Origin of the sequence: Ciceribacter sp. T2.26MG-112.2 (genome assembly GCF_900492205.1) — a bacterium.
Taxonomy (GTDB): Bacteria; Pseudomonadota; Alphaproteobacteria; order Rhizobiales; family Rhizobiaceae; genus Allorhizobium; species Allorhizobium naphthalenivorans_A.
In genome coordinates, this window is record NZ_UEYQ01000002.1 from 95,433 (window position 1) to 110,184 (window position 14,752).

The window sequence follows — 14,752 nt, forward strand, 5'->3', positions numbered from 1 at the left end:
TGCGATCTTGAGCGAACGGGGCGAGGCGGTGGTGGTGTCGGGTGACCAGCAGGAGGCGCTTCGCCGGGCGCTGGGGCCGGACATGGTGCTGGTCGGCGATGAGGTCGCACGTTATTGCCGGGACTGGCATGGCGATGTGGCGACCGGCGCGGTTGCCGTGCTGCGGCCTCGCACGACCGAGCAGGTCGCCGACGCCGTGCGGGCCTGCGTTTCGCTCGGCCTTTCCATAGTGCCGCAGGGCGGCAATACCGGTCTCGTGCTCGGCGCGACGCCGGACCAGCCCGAACGCCAGGTGGTGATCAGCCTCGAGCGCATGGCCCAGATCCGACGCATCGACGCAGACGATTTCTCCGCCGTGGTCGAAGCGGGCTGCATCCTTTCGGAATTCAAGGATGCCGTGGCGCGTCAGGGCATGTTCTTTCCGTTGGCGCTCGGCGCGCAAGGGTCCTGCCGGATCGGCGGCAATGTCTCGACCAATGCCGGTGGCATCAACGTGTTGCGCTATGGCATGACGCGCGAACTGGTGCTCGGCCTCGAGGTCGTCCTGCCCGACGGCACGATCTTCGACGGACTGTCGACGCTGCGCAAGGACAATCGCGGCATCGATCTGAAGCAGATATTCATCGGCGCGGAAGGAACATTGGGGATCATCACGGCGGTCTCCGTCAAGCTCATGCCCCAGCCGGACCAGGTCGCGACGGCGCTTGTTGGCCTCAACGCGCTGGACGACGTCATTTCCCTGTATCGCCGGGCCCGCCGCGATTGCTGCGACCTGCTCTCGGCCTTCGAGTTCATGCCGCCGCTGGCCTTCGTCCTGGCGCGCGAGGCGATCCCCGATCTCGCCATGCCGATGGCAGGCGACTATCCGGCCTATGCGCTGATGGAAATCTCCGGATCCGGGCTGGTCGACATTGCCGACCTGATGGAGCGCTTCCTCGGGGGCGTGATGGAAGAGGGGCTGGTCGCCGACGGCGTCATCGCCACATCGGAAAGCCAGGCGCGCAATCTCTGGCTCTTCCGTGAAGGAATGAACGAGGGCCAGGCCAAAAGGGGGCCGCATCTGCGCACGGATATCTCCGTGCCCCTGTCGCGGCTTGCCGATTTCGTCCGCGATGCCGAGGCGGCGGTGGCCGAGGCGCTGCCGGATTGTGTCAGCGTCTCCTACGGCCACGTCGGTGACGGCAATGTCCACTTGAACGTGCTGCCGCCCGCAGGTCTCTCCCCCCAGGAATGCGCCGCGCAGATCTATGCCGCGAAGGGGGCGATCAATGCCGTGCTTGACACCTACCAGGGCTCGATCAGTGCAGAGCATGGCATTGGACGGTTGAAGAAGGCGGATTTCGAGGCCCGCTTGCCGGCGGTTCGGCGCAAGCTGCTGACGGCGCTGAAGGGAGCGGTCGATCCGACTTTCGTCATGAATCCGGGTTGCCAATTGAACTTTGTGGACAATTCGTAGACAAACGCCGGAGACGGCCAGGAGGGGGCGGCATGACGGTGGGTTTCGGTCAGATCAGGCGTAACGAGCATTTGCCGGCGCGCATCTCCTCGCAGATTGCCCGCGACATTGCGGAAGGCCGCATCCTGCCCGGCGAGAAACTGCCGACCGAGCATGTTCTTGCCAAGGGTTTCGGCGTCAGTCGTTCCGTCGTGCACGAGGCGATTGCCCAGTTGCGCAACGAGGGACTGGTGGAAACCCGTCAGGGCGTCGGCGCCTTCGTCACCGAGCATCGGGGCCGGCAATCGATCCGCATCGAGCAGGACGACCTGCATGACCGCGAGAGCTTTCGCGAGTTGTTCCAATTGCGCCTCCCGCTCGAGATCGAGGCGGCCGGCCTGGCGGCGGTGCATCACGACCGGGGCGACCTCGACAAGCTGGACGAGACGCTGACGGCCATGACGGGCGCCGACAAATGGACGGACCAGGGCATCGTTGCCGACCTCGCCTTTCATCGCGTTGTCGCCGCTGCCACCAAGAACGAGTATTTTTCACTGTTCATCGGCTTCATTGCCGAACGCATCAGCCTTGCGATCAATGCCGCGCGGGCCGCGGCGGTGCTGGAGGAAATCGTCGAGGTGACGATCGCCGAACATCTGGCGATCCGCGAGGCCATTGCCAGCCGCGATCCGCAGCGGGCGCGCGAGGCGATGCGCCGTCACCTGCTGGGAGCCACCGGAAGGCTCGGCCTGACGCTGGAATCCTACTGACCTCGCCCTTGTCGTCCGCCCGAGAGACGTCCGGGCTAAATTGAGTCGGGAAAGCGGCATTTCGCTGCTAGACAGGTGCGACGAGACCGATTAAAACGGTTTAGGTTCTGTTGTCAGACATCCTGACAATTAGGCAAGGCTCCCTGGAGGGTGAGCCTGATGGGAATAAGACGGGAGGATGGTTTTGAGTTCCACGCATTCGTTGAGCGCCGGGCAGATCTTGCCGGACGATGCCGTCGAGGCCTTGTTGGTCGGACGCGTGTGGTCGGCGGCGCTCTCGGGCCCTTGTCCCGTTCTGGTCCGCAATGGCCGGCTGCTCGACCTGTCGTCCATCGCCGCGACCGTATCATCGCTCCTGGAGATCGACGGCATCGCGGCCCGCCTGAAGAGCGCAAGCGACCTTCCCGAGCTCGGCTCGCTGGATGACTTCCTGTCCGGTAAGGCTGGAACGCTTCTGGCGCCGGTCGACCTGCAGGCCATCAAGGCGGCGGGCGTCACGTTTGCCGACAGCATGCTGGAGCGGGTGATCGAGGAGCAGGCCAAGGGCGACGCGACCCGCGCCCTGGAAATCCGCCAGCGACTGGCGCCGGTCCTCGGCGACAGCCTGCGCGGCGTGGTGGCCGGGTCCGAGCAGGCCGCTCATGTCAAGGTGCTGCTGCAGGACATGGCTCTGTGGTCGCAATATCTCGAAGTCGGCATCGGCCCGGACGCGGAAATCTTCACCAAGGCTCAACCTATGTCGGCCGTCGGTTGCGGCGCCGAGGTGGGTATTCACCCGATCTCGGAGTGGAACAATCCCGAGCCGGAAGTCGTGCTCGTTCTGCGCTCCACCGGCGAAATTGTCGGTGCTACTCTCGGCAACGACGTCAACCTGCGCGACGTCGAGGGTCGCTCCGCCCTGCTTCTCGGCAAGGCCAAGGACAATAACGCGTCGTGCTCCATCGGTCCCTTCATCCGCCTGTTCGACAGCGGCTTCTCGCTCGACGATCTCGGCCGGGTCCGGGTCTCGCTGCTGGTCGAGGGCAAGGACGGGTTCGTCATGACCGGGGAAAGCCCGATGGAGGCGATCAGCCGCAAGCCGGCCGATCTTGCCCGCCAGTTGCTCAATCGCAATCATCAATATCCGGACGGCGCGGTGCTGTTCCTCGGCACCATGTTCGCGCCGGTCAAGGATCGCCGCGGTGCCGGTCAGGGTTTTACCCACGAGCTCGGCGACCGCGTGGAAATTGCCACTCCGAAGCTCGGACGGCTTGTCAACTGGGTCGAGCGCAGCGACACCTGTGGCGAATGGACCTTCGGCGTGACGGCTCTGATCCGAAATCTGGCCGCCCGCGGCCTTCTGGACAAGGTGTGAGGGGGATGGCCATGCAAAAGGCAATCGACACATTCTATCGAATTCTTGAATTCTTGCTGATCTTCCTGCTCTCGTCCATGGCGGTGATGGTCTTCGTCAACGTGGTGATGCGGTACGGCTTCAATTCGGGCCTCAATATCTCCGACGAACTGTCACGCTACTTCTTCGTCTGGCTGACCTTCATCGGGGCAGTCGTGGCGTTTCGCGAGCATTCGCATCTTGGCGTGGAAACGCTGGTCATGCTGTTCGGCCGCAAGGGCCGGATCGTCTGCATGATCCTGTCGAACATCGTCATCATCGCCGTATCGGCGATCTTCTTCTGGGGCACCTGGAAGCAGGCGCCGATCAATGCGAGCATGACCTCACCGGTGACCAAGCTGCCGATGATCTGGATCTACGGTATCGGCTTCTTCACCGGCGCCGGGATCGTTCTGATCGCGCTGGAGCGTCTGTTCCGCCTGTTGACCGGGCGCGTCACCGAAGAAGAGATTGCCGCGTTCGCCGGCGAGAACATGTCCCTCGAGCATCTCTCGGAGCGTGCCTGATGACTTTGCTCGTATTCATCGTTTCGCTCCTGGGCGCGATGGCAGTCGGCGTGCCGGTCGCCTTCTCGCTGATGTTCTGCGGCGTCGTGCTCATGTGGTTCATGGGCATGTTCAACACCCAGATCATTGCCCAGAACATGATCGCGGGCGCAGACACCTTCACGCTGCTCGCCATTCCGTTCTTCATCCTCGCGGGTGAATTGATGAATGCCGGCGGCCTGTCGAAGCGCATCATCGATTTCGCCATCGCCTGCGTCGGCCACATCCGTGGCGGTCTCGGCATTGTGGCGATCATGGCCGCCGTCATCATGGCCAGCATTTCCGGCTCCGCCGCGGCCGATACGGCAGCGCTTGCCGCCATTCTCATTCCCATGATGGCCAAGGCCGGCTACAACGTGCCGCGTTCCGCCGGCCTGATTGCCGCGGGCGGCGTCATCGCGCCGGTCATCCCGCCCTCCATGGCCTTCATCGTTTTCGGTGTCGCCGCCAACGTGTCGATCACGCAACTCTTCATGGCCGGCATCGTGCCGGGCCTGATGATGGGCATAGCCTTGATCGTCACCTGGCTGATCGTCGTGCGCAAGGACAACGTGGAAGCCCTGCCGCGTGCACCGATGAAGGAACGTCTGCGGGTCACCGGTCGCGCCCTCTGGGCACTCGGCATGCCGGTGATCATTCTCGGTGGTATCAAGGCCGGCGTCGTCACGCCGACCGAAGCCGCTGTCGTGGCCGCCGCCTATGCGCTGTTCGTCGGCATGTTCATCTATCGTGAGCTTTCGCCGAAGCAACTGCCGCATGTCATCCTTCAGGCCGCCAAGACGACGGCCGTGATCATGTTCCTGGTCTGTGCAGCGCTCGTTTCGGCCTGGCTCATCACGGCTGCCAATATTCCGGCCGAGATCACCGGCTTCATCGAGCCCCTGATCGACCGCCCGACGCTGCTGATGTTCGTCATCATGCTGGTGGTGCTGGTCGTCGGTACCGCGCTGGACCTGACGCCGACCATCCTGATCCTGACGCCTGTGCTGATGCCGATCATCAAGCAGGCGGGCATCGACCCGGTCTATTTCGGCGTCCTGTTCATCATGAACACCTGCATCGGCCTTCTGACCCCGCCGGTCGGCGTCGTGTTGAACGTCGTCAGCGGCGTCGGTCGCGTGCCGCTTGGCAAGGTGACGATCGGCGTCTGGCCCTTCCTGCTCGCTCAGGTCTTCGTTCTCTTCATCCTGGTCCTGTTCCCGGACCTGGTTCTCGTCCCCGCCCGCTGGCTGCATTGACAGCCCGCGAGCACCAGACTTCTCACTCAACAATCCAATGGGAGGATAATATGAGAAAGCTTCTTCTGACCACGACTGCCATCGCATTCGCATGCTCGGCCGCCGCTCCGGCCTTCGCCGAGTTCTCCGAGCGCAACATCCGCGTTTCGAACGGCATCAATGCCGATCACCCCGTCGGCAACGGCATCAAGGCCATGCAGGCCTGCCTGGACGAGAAGTCGGGCGGCAAGCTCAAGCTCACCGCCTTCTGGGGCGGCGCGCTCGGCGGTGACCTTCAGGCAACCCAGGCCCTGCGCTCGGGCGTTCAGGAAGCCGTCGTCACCTCGTCCTCGCCGCTGGTCGGCATCGTGCCGGCACTCGGCGTCTTCGACCTTCCGTTCCTGTTCGCCAGCGCTGACGAGGCCTACAAGGTTCTCGACGGCGACTTCGGCACGCAGATGAACAAGAAGCTCGAAGAAGCAGGCCTCATCAACCTCGCCTACTGGGAAAACGGCTTCCGCAACCTGTCGAACTCCGTTCGCCCGGTCACCAAGTGGGAAGACTTCGAGGGCATGAAGGTTCGCGTCATGCAGAACAACATCTTCCTCGACACCTTCCAGAATCTCGGTGCCAATGCCACCCCGATGGCGTTCGGCGAAGTGTTCTCGGCGCTGGAAACCAAGGCGATCGACGCCCAGGAAAACCCCTATGTGACGATCGACACCTCGAAGTTCTACGAAGTGCAGAAGTTCGTCACCGAGACCAACCACGCCTACACGCCGTTCCTCTTCCTCTTCTCGAAGGCGATCTTTGACACCTATTCCGCGGAAGAGCAGGCAGCCCTTCGTGATTGCGCCGCAGTCGGACGTGACGAAGAGCGCAAGGTCATCCAGGATCTGAACAAGAAGTCGCTGGAGAAGATCAAGGCCGCCGGTCTCGAGGTCAACACCCTGTCGGACGAGGAACAGGCCCGCATCCGCGAGAAGTCGATGATCGTCTACGAAAAGCACAAGGCCGAGATCGGCGCCGATGTCGTCGATGCTATCCTCGCCAACCTGGCCGAGATCCGCAAGTAAGTCGATATCGATATGCCGGCCGCGCCAGTCGCGGCCGGACAAGAATGAAGACGGCCCGGGAGGATAACCTCCCGGGCCGTTTCGTTTTGGCAGCCTTGACCGATCGGAGTCCCGGCAGCGAAAAGGGGCCGCATCGGGGGCGGCCCCTTTTCAATCCACCGGGCGGATGCGCGTCGGTTCAGGGAAGGTCGAGCGGGCGATCCGGCTCGCGACGCTTCAACTGCTGTTCGCGGAAGAAGATGAACATGCCGGAGCCGACGATCAGAGCGGCACCGAGCAGCATGGTGAGACGCGGCACGTCGCCGAAGAACATCCAGCCGAACAGGATCGCCCAGAGCAGCAGGGTATATTGCAGCGGGGCAACCGTTGCCGCATCCGAGATCTTCAGGGCGCGGTTGACCAGCATATGCGCGCCCATGGCCACGACGCCGAGCAGGCCGAGAAGCGCGATCTCGGACACGGACGTCAGCGGCGTCCAGTCGAACGGCGCAAAGACGAGGCCGGCAAGGCCGGCCCCGCCCACCTGGAACAGAACGAGCGTCTTGTCGGGCGTGCCGCGCAGGCTGCGGCCGGAGAGCAGCATGAAGGCGAAGGCGAAAGTACCGATGATGGAGATGATCGCCGGCATGGTGAACATGGCGCTCGACGGCTCGAGCGTGATGATGACGCCGACGAAACCGATGAAGATCGCGCTCCAGCGGCGCCAGCCGACCTTTTCGCCGAGCAGAAGCGGCGAGGCGGCAGCGACATAGATCGGGGCTGCCAGCCAGTAGGTCATGACGTCGGCTAGCGGCAGGTACATGACCGCGTAATAGAAGCAGAAGACCTCCATCGTCGAGAAGACGACGCGCGCCAGCTGCATCAGTGGCTGCTCCGCCTCAAGGATCGGCTTCCTGCCGGCAAGCCAGAGGAAAGGCGAAAGGATCAGCAAGGCGGCTATGCTGCGGATCAGGATGACCTGGCCGAGGCCATAGCTGGCGACGAGCCATTTGCCCATCGCATCGTTGAGCGCGAACATCAGCATGCCAAGCAGCATGACCGCCGGTCCTGCCATGGCGCGGTATCGGCTGCTGCCGTAGGTTTCAGAGGTGTTTGCCATTTCTGTCTTCTTCCGTCGAGTTCTTGCGGCGTTCAGATGGTGGATGCATCGGAGATGCGGCGGGAGACCGTAAAGGCCCGCTCGAGATCCGGGTTGAGTTCCATGCCGAGACCGGGGCCCGGCGGCACGGTGATCATGCCGTTCTTCACTTCAGGCAGGGCGGTGACCAGATCCCTGTACCAGGTCCGATAAAAGGCGCGCACGCTTTCCTGCACCAGCGCGTTGGGGGCATTGAGCGACAGATGGGTCGAGGCGCAGAGCACCACCGGGCCGGTGCAATCATGCGGGGCGACCGGCAGGTGCCATGCCTCGGCCATGGCGGCGATCTTGCGGGCTTCCGACAGGCCGCCGCACCAGGAAATGTCGAGCATGACGACGCCGGCGGCACCGGTCTCCAGATAGTCGCGGAAGGCCCAGCGCGAACCGAGCGTCTCCGAAGCGGAGATCGGGGCGGGGGACACTTCGGCATAGCGCTTCAGGCTCGAAAGGCTGTCCATCTTGATCGGGTCTTCGTGCCAGAAAGTCTGGTAGGGGGTGAGCGCCTTGGCGATCTGCATGGCCGGCAGCAGCTGCCACATGGAGTGGAACTCCACCATGATGTCCATCCTGTCGCCGACGGCGGCACGGATCTTCTCGAAGGGTTGAAGCGCCTGTTTCAGATCCGGCATGGAGATGTACTGGCCGCGCGATTTTTCGGCGGCGGCGTCGAACGGCCATATCTTCATCGCCGTGATGCCTTCCTCCAGCAGTGAGTGGGCCAGTTCGTCGGCGCGATGGAGGAAACCGTTCAGGTCGTCATAGTCGCGGCCTTCGGCAAGCCCGTAATTGGCCGTCGTCTGTCCGGTCGCCTTCTTGATGTATTCGGTGCCGGCGCAGGTATTGTAGGTGCGGATCTCGCGGCGGGTGAAGCCGCCCAGAAGCTGGGCGATCGGCTGGTTGGTCGCCTTGCCGAACAGATCCCAGAGCGCAATGTCGAAGGCCGAATTGCCGCGCACCTCGGCGCCCGACGAGCGGAAGCCGAGATAGCCGACGAGATCGGCGGACAGCCTGTCGATCTCCAGCGGATCGCGGCCGATCACACGCGGCGCGATATATTCATGCACATAGGCCTCGACCGTCTCGGCGCCGAAAAAGGTCTCGCCGAGCCCGGTCAATCCTTCATCGGTATGGACGAGCAGCCAGAGAAGATTGGCGCGCTCGGCGACGCGCACCGTTTCGAGGCGGGTGATTTTCATGGAGGGCTCCTGTCTGAATGCTAAAGCAGGCCGGCTGAGGCGAGCGCCTTCAGGCTCTCGTCGAAATGCCGGTTCATCAATCGTGTGGCGGCTTGGGGATCGGAATCGGCGATCGCCTGGGCGAGGTCGAGATGCAGGCGGTTCATCGCCATGCGCTCGTGATCGTCGGCGCGGCTCTTCCAGCCGATCGGCCAGGTCTCGACGATCACCCCCTCGATGGCGCCGATGATGAGAGCGAAGACGGGATTGTGCGAGGCGCGGGCAATGGCAAGGTGGAGGGCCAGGTCGTGTTCCATGACGATGGCGGGGCGATCGAGCGCATCCTGCATCGCCTGGGCATGACGGAGAATCTCGGCCGCCTCGCGCTCGGTGCGCAACAGGGCGGCGAGGGTCGCGGTGCGCGCCTCGATCGTGCGGCGGGCATCGAGCAGCTGGCGGATGTCGATCTGGTCGGTGAACAGGCCGTGGCGGAAGGTCAGCGCCATGGAGCTGTCGTCGAGCACGGCGACGGTCGGGCGCTTGCCGGCGCCCAGGTCGATCAGGCGCAGCGCGGCGAGCGAGCGCAGTGCCTCGCGCACGACGGTGCGGGAAACCTTGAGCTCCTGGCTCAGGCTCGCTTCGGAGGGCAGCCTGTCGCCTGGCCGCAGTTCGCCCTGCCGGATAAGGGAGGAGATATGCGCGACGGCGCCGGTGACGAGATCGCCCGTGATCGGCGCCGAAGAATGGGGAATGCTCATGGCTAATCCTACGGGTTTCAAAAACCTGTACTACAGGTTTCTGAAACTGCCAAGAGCGTTTTGAAGGGAGGAGGGCCGTGTTGACAGCCCACCTGCCACATCTCGTCTCAGCGGTCGGCCTTGAAGGTTTGCTTCTGGGTTCCGAGGCCGTCGATGCCGAGTTCGACCACGTCTCCGGCTTTCAGATAACGCTGCGGCTTCATGCCCATGCCGACGCCGGGGGGCGTGCCGGTGGAGATGACATCGCCGGGGTGAAGCGACATGAACTGGCTGAGATAGGAAACGAGGTGGGCGATGCCGTAGACCATGGTGGCCGAGGTGCCGTCCTGCATGGTCTCACCGTTGACCTTGAGCCACATCTTCAGGTTCTGCGGATCGGCTATCTCGTCCTTGGTGACAAGCCAGGGGCCGATCGGGCCAAACGTGTCGCAGGACTTGCCCTTGGTCCACTGGCCGGCACGCTCTGTCTGGAAGGCGCGCTCGGAGACGTCGTGGCTGACGCAGTAGCCGGCGACATAGTCCATGGCCTCGGCCTCGGAAACATACTTGGCCGTCTTGCCGATGACTACGCCCAGTTCGACCTCCCAGTCGGTCTTTTCCGAACCGCGGGGGATCAAGACGTCGTCGTTCGGGCCGCAGATGGCCGAGGTTGCCTTCATGAAGATCACCGGCTCGGGCGGGACGGCCATGCCGCTTTCGGCGGCGTGATCGGAATAGTTCAGCCCGATGCAGATGAACTTGCCGGTGCCGGCGACGCAAGCGCCGATGCGCTCGTCCGCCGACAGTTCCGGCAGCGAGGCCGGGTCGAGGGCAGCGATCTTCGCCAAGCCCTCGGACGAGATGGCTGCGCCACCGATGTCGGCGACATGGGCGGACAGGTCGCGGATCTTGCCGTCCTTGTCGAGCAGGGCGGGCTTTTCCTGGCCGGGCTGGCCTACGCGCATGAGTTTCATGGGATTTGTCCTTTCCAGAAGAATTAGATGGTCCAGCCGCCGTCGATGGCGAAGGCCTGGCCGGAAGTATAGGTGGCACCGGCGATGTAGACGGCGAGATCGGCGATCTCGTCTGGCGTGCCGAGGCGGCCCATGGGCTGGCGGGCGATGAAGGCGGCGCGCGCGGCGTCATAATCACCCTGGGCGCGCATGCGGTCCTGCAAGGACGGGCTTTCCACCGTGCCGGGGCAGATCGCATTGCAGCGGATGCCCTGCGTTACGTAGTCGGCGGCGACCGATTTGGTCAGCCCGACGACGGCGGCCTTGGTGACGGTGTAGGCGCAGCGGTTGGGCACGCCCTTCACGCTGGAAGCGACCGAGGCCATGTTGATGATCGACCCGTCACCGCGCTCCAGCATGGCGGGCAGCACGGCGCGGATGGTGCGGATCATGGCGCGGACATTGAGATCGAAGGCGAAGTCGAGATCCTTGTCGGCCATGTCCATCACCGTGCCGCCATGCACGACGCCGGCGCAATTGAACAGGATGTCGAAGGGACCGTTCTCGGAAACGACCGTCTCGACGCCTTCGTCCTTCAACACGTCGAGCACGCGGGTCTCGATCGCAAGGCCGGCTTCCTTCGCTTCGGTCGCCAGGCTGTCGAGCGCATCGGCGTTGATGTCGGTCGCCACCACGCTTGCGCCCGCGCGGGCAAAGGCAAGCGCGCTTGCCCGGCCGATCCCTTGGCCCGCTGCCGTGATCAGGGCCTTCTTGTCGCTCAGCGACGTCATGATGGATGCTCCTCCCGTGTTGTCATGTTGTCAGACCTCTTAAGTCGACGATCGACAATGTGACCGTGAACGATCATCAGCACAACCCTTTTTTCAAGAGTTTCGACGGCTTTTCGATCAGCCTCGATCATTGGCCCGCCAGAGTTCTCCGACCGCGCGTCGGGACCATCACATACGAGGCTCAGACGAGCGAGGGCAACAGTGCCCTCAATTCATCGAGCAGGGTGGTCTGCACCGGAACGCCAAGGCTTTCATTGCGGGCGCGGGCGTCGTAGCGGCGCTGAGAGGGTAGGCGGGCGCCCTGGCCGGTGATGGCGTCAAACATGTCCTCGGCCCGGCGCATATGCTCTTCCATGGCGCCGCCGAGGAAGACCTTGGGGTCGAGCGCGAGGATCAGTTCGCCGTGGCATGGAGCGACGCCTGCGCCGTCGTCGAAAGCCATGGATTCGGCGCTCGTCATGTCGGCGATCAGCGGGCCGGCCATCAGTTCGATCATCGCCGACAGCGCCGAACCCTTGTGCCCACCGAAGGTCAGCATGGCGCCATTCATCGCCTTGGCCGCATCGGTCGTGTCATTGCCGTCGCTGTCGATTGCCCAGCCCAGCGGTATGGGCTTGCCGGCGCGGCGATGCAATTCGATCTCGCCACGGGCGGCAGCGCTGGTGGCAAAATCGAAGACGAAGGGATGGGGTCCGACGCGCGGCCAGCCGAAGGCGATCGGGTTGGTGCCGAAAACCGGCTTCTTTGCGCCGGCCGGCGCCACCCAGCTGTGGCTCGGCGTCATGGCGAGCGCCACCAGGCCGGCCTCGGCGATTTCCTCGACCTCCGGCCAGAGTGCCGAGAAATGATAGCAGTGGTTGATCGCCATGGCGGCGATGCCGAGGTGGCTGGCCTTGGCGATCAGTTCGGGCAGGCCTTCCCGGAAGGCGAGCAGGGAATAGCCATATTTGGCGTCGACCTTGACGATGCCGGGTGCCGAAGCGTCAACCGTCGGCACGGCCTTCGGATCGACCTTTCCCTTGCGCACCGTGGCGACGCAGCCGAGCAGGCGCCACAGGCCGTGCGAATAGCACTCGTCGCGCTGGGCCGAAACGACGGACTTCGCGATCGCTTCGGCATGCCCTTCGGAAAGTCCGGCCGCGCGAAGCAGGTCGATGGCGAGGCGCCTGGCGTCTTCGAGCCGGATGTATTGGAGATCCTGGGGCATGGGTGGCTTTCTGTCGGATTGAAAAGAAAGGGCCGCCAGCGCGATGCGGCTGGCGGCCCGGAGTTCTGCAGGACGGGCCGGATGCGGCTCAGGCGGCCTTTGCCGTCTTCGACGGACGGGTGGCGGCGGCCTTTTCGACCATGGCGGTGATCTCGGCGCGACGGGCGCCCTGGAGGATCATGCGCGGCATGCGGACGCGTTCGGAGCCGCGGCCCATGATCTGTTCGGCGAGCTTGATGGTCTGGACCAGGTCATGCTCGGCGTCGAGGTGCAGCAGCGGCATGAACCAGCGGTAGATGCGGCGGGCCTCTTCCCAGTCGCCGCGGTCGATTGCCGCGACGAGCGCGACCGATTCCTGCGGGAAGGCGCTGGTGAGACCGGAAACCCAGCCCTTGGCACCGAGCATCATGCCTTCCAGCGCCACGTCGTCGAGGCCGGCGAAGATGTCGAAGCGATCGCCGAATTCATTGATGAGGTCGGTGAAGCGGCGGGTGTCCGGGGCGCTTTCCTTGACGGCCTTGATATTGGCCACGCCTTCGAGCGCGCGCAGTACGTCCGTGCCGATGTTGACGCGGTAGGCCGGCGGGTTGTTGTAGAGCATGATCGGCAGCGAGGTCGCCTCGGCCACGGTCTTGAAGTGAGCGACCAGTTCTTCCGGCTTCGGCACATAGACCATGGCCGGCAGCAGCATCAGGCCGTCGGCGCCGGCCTTTTCGGCGTCGCGGGCATAGGCGACGGCGCGGCGGGTGTCGAATTCGGAGACGCCGGTGATGACCGGAACGCGGCCGGCGACCACTTCGACGGCACCCTTGAGGATGGCGCGCTTTTCATCCGGATCGAGCGAGTTGTTCTCGCCGCAGGTGCCCATGACGATCAGGCCGTGCACGCCGTCGTTGACCAGCGCGTCCTGCACCCGGCGGGTGTTTTCGAAATCGATCGACAGATCTTCGTTGAATTGGGTCGTTACAGCGGGAATAACGCCGCGCCAGCCAGTGGTCATCGCAATCTCCTTGGGTTGGTGTGATATATCAGTATACAATTTGTCGACAGACGGCAAGGAGGGGTGGCGCAGGAATTTTCATGGAGTGGGAGGCAGTGTGAGCGAGCCTTAATTTCCCACAGGGGTGCCCGGCTTCCTCCGGGCGCCGATGCTGGCGATCAAGCGAAGGGCTCGGTCGGGCCCTTGGCGGGCGGGGTGAACCATTGCGGCCCGCTCTCGGTCATGTGGATATGGTCCTCGAGGCGGATGCCGAAGCGGCCGGGGACGACGATCATCGGCTCGTTGGAGAAGCACATTCCTTCTTCCAGCGGCGTCCGGTTGCCGCGGACGATATAGGGCTGCTCATGGATCTCGAGGCCGAGACCATGGCCGGCCCGATGGGGCAGGCCGGGCAACGTGTAGTCCGGGCCGAGACCGTGGCGGACGAGAACGGCGCGGGCGGCCGCGTCGAGGCTTTCGCACGGGGCGCCCAGATGAGCTGCATCAAACACCGCCTGCTGCGCCTCCCGCTCGATCGCCCAGATCCGCGCGAACTCGGCGGTCGGCTCGTCGAGCATGTAGGTGCGCGTCAGGTCGGAATGATAGCCGTCGAAGCGGCAGCCGGTATCGACCAGCACGACGTCGCCTGGCTTGTAGACCTGGTCTCCGTCGGCACCGTGCGGCAGGGATGTGGCCTCCCCGAAGGAGACGATGCAGAAGGTCGAACCGCCCTCGGCTCCCGCCGCGCGGTGCTGGTCGTCGATGAAGCGGACGACTTCGGAGGCGCGGATGCCCGGTCTGATCAGGGCGTGAACACGCTTGTGGACCTCGAGCGTGAGATTCATGGCATACTGGATGATGGCGATCTCGGCTTGGGACTTGCGCAGGCGCTGGCGGCGAATAACCGGGGCGCCGTCGATCAGGCGGTCCGCGCCGAACCGCCTTGCGAGCGCGTGATAGACGAACAGCGGCAAGGCATCGTCGAGCGCCAGCGTGTCGCGCGGCCCGACGAGCGAGGCGACGAGGGCGGCGCTATCCTCCTCTTCCTGCCAGACATGGATCTCGCCCGGCAGGTGCGGCAGGCTTTCGACGCGGCTCTGCTCGAACCCCGGCACGATGTAATGCAGCGCGGTCGGCGTGACCACGGCGCCGAGCAGGCGCTCGCTCTGATGCCAGACCAGTCCGGTGTAGTAGCGCAGGCTTTCGGTCGAGCCGAGCAGCACGGCGCCGATCCCCTTTTCGACAATGGTTGTCCGAAGTCGCGCCAGGCGCTCGGTTCTTTCCTCGGGCGAGATCGGGACAAAGGTCGGGTGGGCGGTCATTGGCATTGTCTTTC

Annotated in this window: 14 protein-coding genes; 6 read left to right on the forward strand and 8 right to left on the reverse strand. The window is 64.1% G+C overall.

Annotated elements, in window-relative coordinates:
• The first annotated feature begins 70 nt into the window (after nt 1-70).
• The 6 genes from DYZ14_RS04030 (at nt 71) to DYZ14_RS04055 (ending at nt 6,436) form a co-directional block, all read left to right on the forward strand.
• Nucleotides 71-1,456 carry an FAD-binding oxidoreductase gene (locus DYZ14_RS04030; RefSeq protein ID WP_445292278.1) on the forward strand — a complete coding sequence of 462 codons (1,386 nt, stop codon included), beginning with the start codon at nt 71-73 and terminating at the stop codon, nt 1,454-1,456.
• A 32-nt stretch (nt 1,457-1,488) separates the two neighbouring features.
• Nucleotides 1,489-2,205: a FadR/GntR family transcriptional regulator gene (locus DYZ14_RS04035; RefSeq protein ID WP_154719497.1), complete on the forward strand. Its 717-nt coding sequence runs from the start codon at nt 1,489-1,491 to the stop codon at nt 2,203-2,205.
• 178 nt (nt 2,206-2,383) lie between these two features.
• Nucleotides 2,384-3,559, forward strand: coding sequence for a fumarylacetoacetate hydrolase family protein (locus DYZ14_RS04040; protein WP_154719498.1), 1,176 nt, complete (start codon nt 2,384-2,386; stop codon nt 3,557-3,559).
• An 11-nt stretch (nt 3,560-3,570) separates the two neighbouring features.
• Entirely contained in the window at nt 3,571-4,104 is a 534-nt protein-coding gene (locus DYZ14_RS04045; protein WP_154719499.1) for a TRAP transporter small permease, read from the forward strand.
• Nucleotides 4,104-5,381: a TRAP transporter large permease gene (locus tag DYZ14_RS04050; RefSeq protein WP_154719500.1), complete on the forward strand. Its 1,278-nt coding sequence runs from the start codon at nt 4,104-4,106 to the stop codon at nt 5,379-5,381. Before DYZ14_RS04045 ends, DYZ14_RS04050 begins: the two co-directional genes overlap by 1 nt.
• 50 nt (nt 5,382-5,431) lie before the next feature.
• Entirely contained in the window at nt 5,432-6,436 is a 1,005-nt protein-coding gene (locus tag DYZ14_RS04055) for a TRAP transporter substrate-binding protein (protein ID WP_154719501.1), read from the forward strand.
• A gap of 178 nt (nt 6,437-6,614) precedes the next feature.
• Here the strand turns inward: DYZ14_RS04055 and DYZ14_RS04060 are convergent, their stop codons facing one another.
• From DYZ14_RS04060 to DYZ14_RS04095, 8 genes are all read right to left on the reverse strand, one after another.
• On the reverse strand, nt 6,615-7,535 hold the full coding sequence (locus tag DYZ14_RS04060) for a DMT family transporter (RefSeq protein ID WP_232365429.1): 921 nt from the start codon (nt 7,533-7,535) through the stop codon (nt 6,615-6,617).
• A 32-nt stretch (nt 7,536-7,567) separates the two neighbouring features.
• Nucleotides 7,568-8,770 carry a mandelate racemase/muconate lactonizing enzyme family protein gene (locus tag DYZ14_RS04065; RefSeq protein WP_154719502.1) on the reverse strand — a complete coding sequence of 401 codons (1,203 nt, stop codon included), beginning with the start codon at nt 8,768-8,770 and terminating at the stop codon, nt 7,568-7,570.
• Nucleotides 8,771-8,790: 20 nt separating this feature from the next.
• Nucleotides 8,791-9,507 carry a FadR/GntR family transcriptional regulator gene (locus DYZ14_RS04070; RefSeq protein WP_154719503.1) on the reverse strand — a complete coding sequence of 239 codons (717 nt, stop codon included), beginning with the start codon at nt 9,505-9,507 and terminating at the stop codon, nt 8,791-8,793.
• Nucleotides 9,508-9,614: 107 nt separating this feature from the next.
• Nucleotides 9,615-10,460 carry a fumarylacetoacetate hydrolase family protein gene (locus DYZ14_RS04075; RefSeq protein ID WP_154719504.1) on the reverse strand — a complete coding sequence of 282 codons (846 nt, stop codon included), beginning with the start codon at nt 10,458-10,460 and terminating at the stop codon, nt 9,615-9,617.
• A gap of 23 nt (nt 10,461-10,483) precedes the next feature.
• Complete coding sequence (locus tag DYZ14_RS04080; protein WP_154719505.1) at nt 10,484-11,230, reverse strand: SDR family oxidoreductase; 747 nt, start codon at nt 11,228-11,230, stop codon at nt 10,484-10,486.
• Between the two features lie 181 nt (nt 11,231-11,411).
• The gene (locus tag DYZ14_RS04085) at nt 11,412-12,437 is read right to left on the reverse strand and encodes an Ldh family oxidoreductase (protein ID WP_154719506.1); all 1,026 of its coding nucleotides are present in this window, start codon (nt 12,435-12,437) and stop codon (nt 11,412-11,414) included.
• An 88-nt stretch (nt 12,438-12,525) separates the two neighbouring features.
• Nucleotides 12,526-13,437 carry a dihydrodipicolinate synthase family protein gene (locus DYZ14_RS04090; RefSeq protein WP_154719507.1) on the reverse strand — a complete coding sequence of 304 codons (912 nt, stop codon included), beginning with the start codon at nt 13,435-13,437 and terminating at the stop codon, nt 12,526-12,528.
• A 158-nt stretch (nt 13,438-13,595) separates the two neighbouring features.
• Nucleotides 13,596-14,738, reverse strand: a complete 1,143-nt coding sequence (locus DYZ14_RS04095; RefSeq protein ID WP_154719508.1) for a M24 family metallopeptidase — start codon at nt 14,736-14,738, stop codon at nt 13,596-13,598.
• Nucleotides 14,739-14,752: the final 14 nt, after the last annotated feature.

Bases quoted from the DNA above. Each gene is read 5' to 3' on its own strand.
- DYZ14_RS04065 (WP_154719502.1), bottom strand. From the start codon at position 8,770: ATGAAAATCACCCGCCTCGAAACGGTGCGCGTCGCCGAGCGCGCCAAT.
- DYZ14_RS04085 (WP_154719506.1), bottom strand. From the start codon at position 12,437: ATGCCCCAGGATCTCCAATACATCCGGCTCGAAGACGCCAGGCGCCTC.
- DYZ14_RS04095 (WP_154719508.1), bottom strand. From the start codon at position 14,738: ATGACCGCCCACCCGACCTTTGTCCCGATCTCGCCCGAGGAAAGAACC.
- DYZ14_RS04075 (WP_154719504.1), bottom strand. From the start codon at position 10,460: ATGAAACTCATGCGCGTAGGCCAGCCCGGCCAGGAAAAGCCCGCCCTG.
- DYZ14_RS04035 (WP_154719497.1), top strand. From the start codon at position 1,489: ATGACGGTGGGTTTCGGTCAGATCAGGCGTAACGAGCATTTGCCGGCG.
- DYZ14_RS04080 (WP_154719505.1), bottom strand. From the start codon at position 11,230: ATGACGTCGCTGAGCGACAAGAAGGCCCTGATCACGGCAGCGGGCCAA.
- DYZ14_RS04060 (WP_232365429.1), bottom strand. From the start codon at position 7,535: ATGGCAAACACCTCTGAAACCTACGGCAGCAGCCGATACCGCGCCATG.
- DYZ14_RS04055 (WP_154719501.1), top strand. From the start codon at position 5,432: ATGAGAAAGCTTCTTCTGACCACGACTGCCATCGCATTCGCATGCTCG.
- DYZ14_RS04050 (WP_154719500.1), top strand. From the start codon at position 4,104: ATGACTTTGCTCGTATTCATCGTTTCGCTCCTGGGCGCGATGGCAGTC.
- DYZ14_RS04070 (WP_154719503.1), bottom strand. From the start codon at position 9,507: ATGAGCATTCCCCATTCTTCGGCGCCGATCACGGGCGATCTCGTCACC.
- DYZ14_RS04040 (WP_154719498.1), top strand. From the start codon at position 2,384: ATGGTTTTGAGTTCCACGCATTCGTTGAGCGCCGGGCAGATCTTGCCG.
- DYZ14_RS04045 (WP_154719499.1), top strand. From the start codon at position 3,571: ATGCAAAAGGCAATCGACACATTCTATCGAATTCTTGAATTCTTGCTG.
- DYZ14_RS04090 (WP_154719507.1), bottom strand. From the start codon at position 13,437: ATGACCACTGGCTGGCGCGGCGTTATTCCCGCTGTAACGACCCAATTC.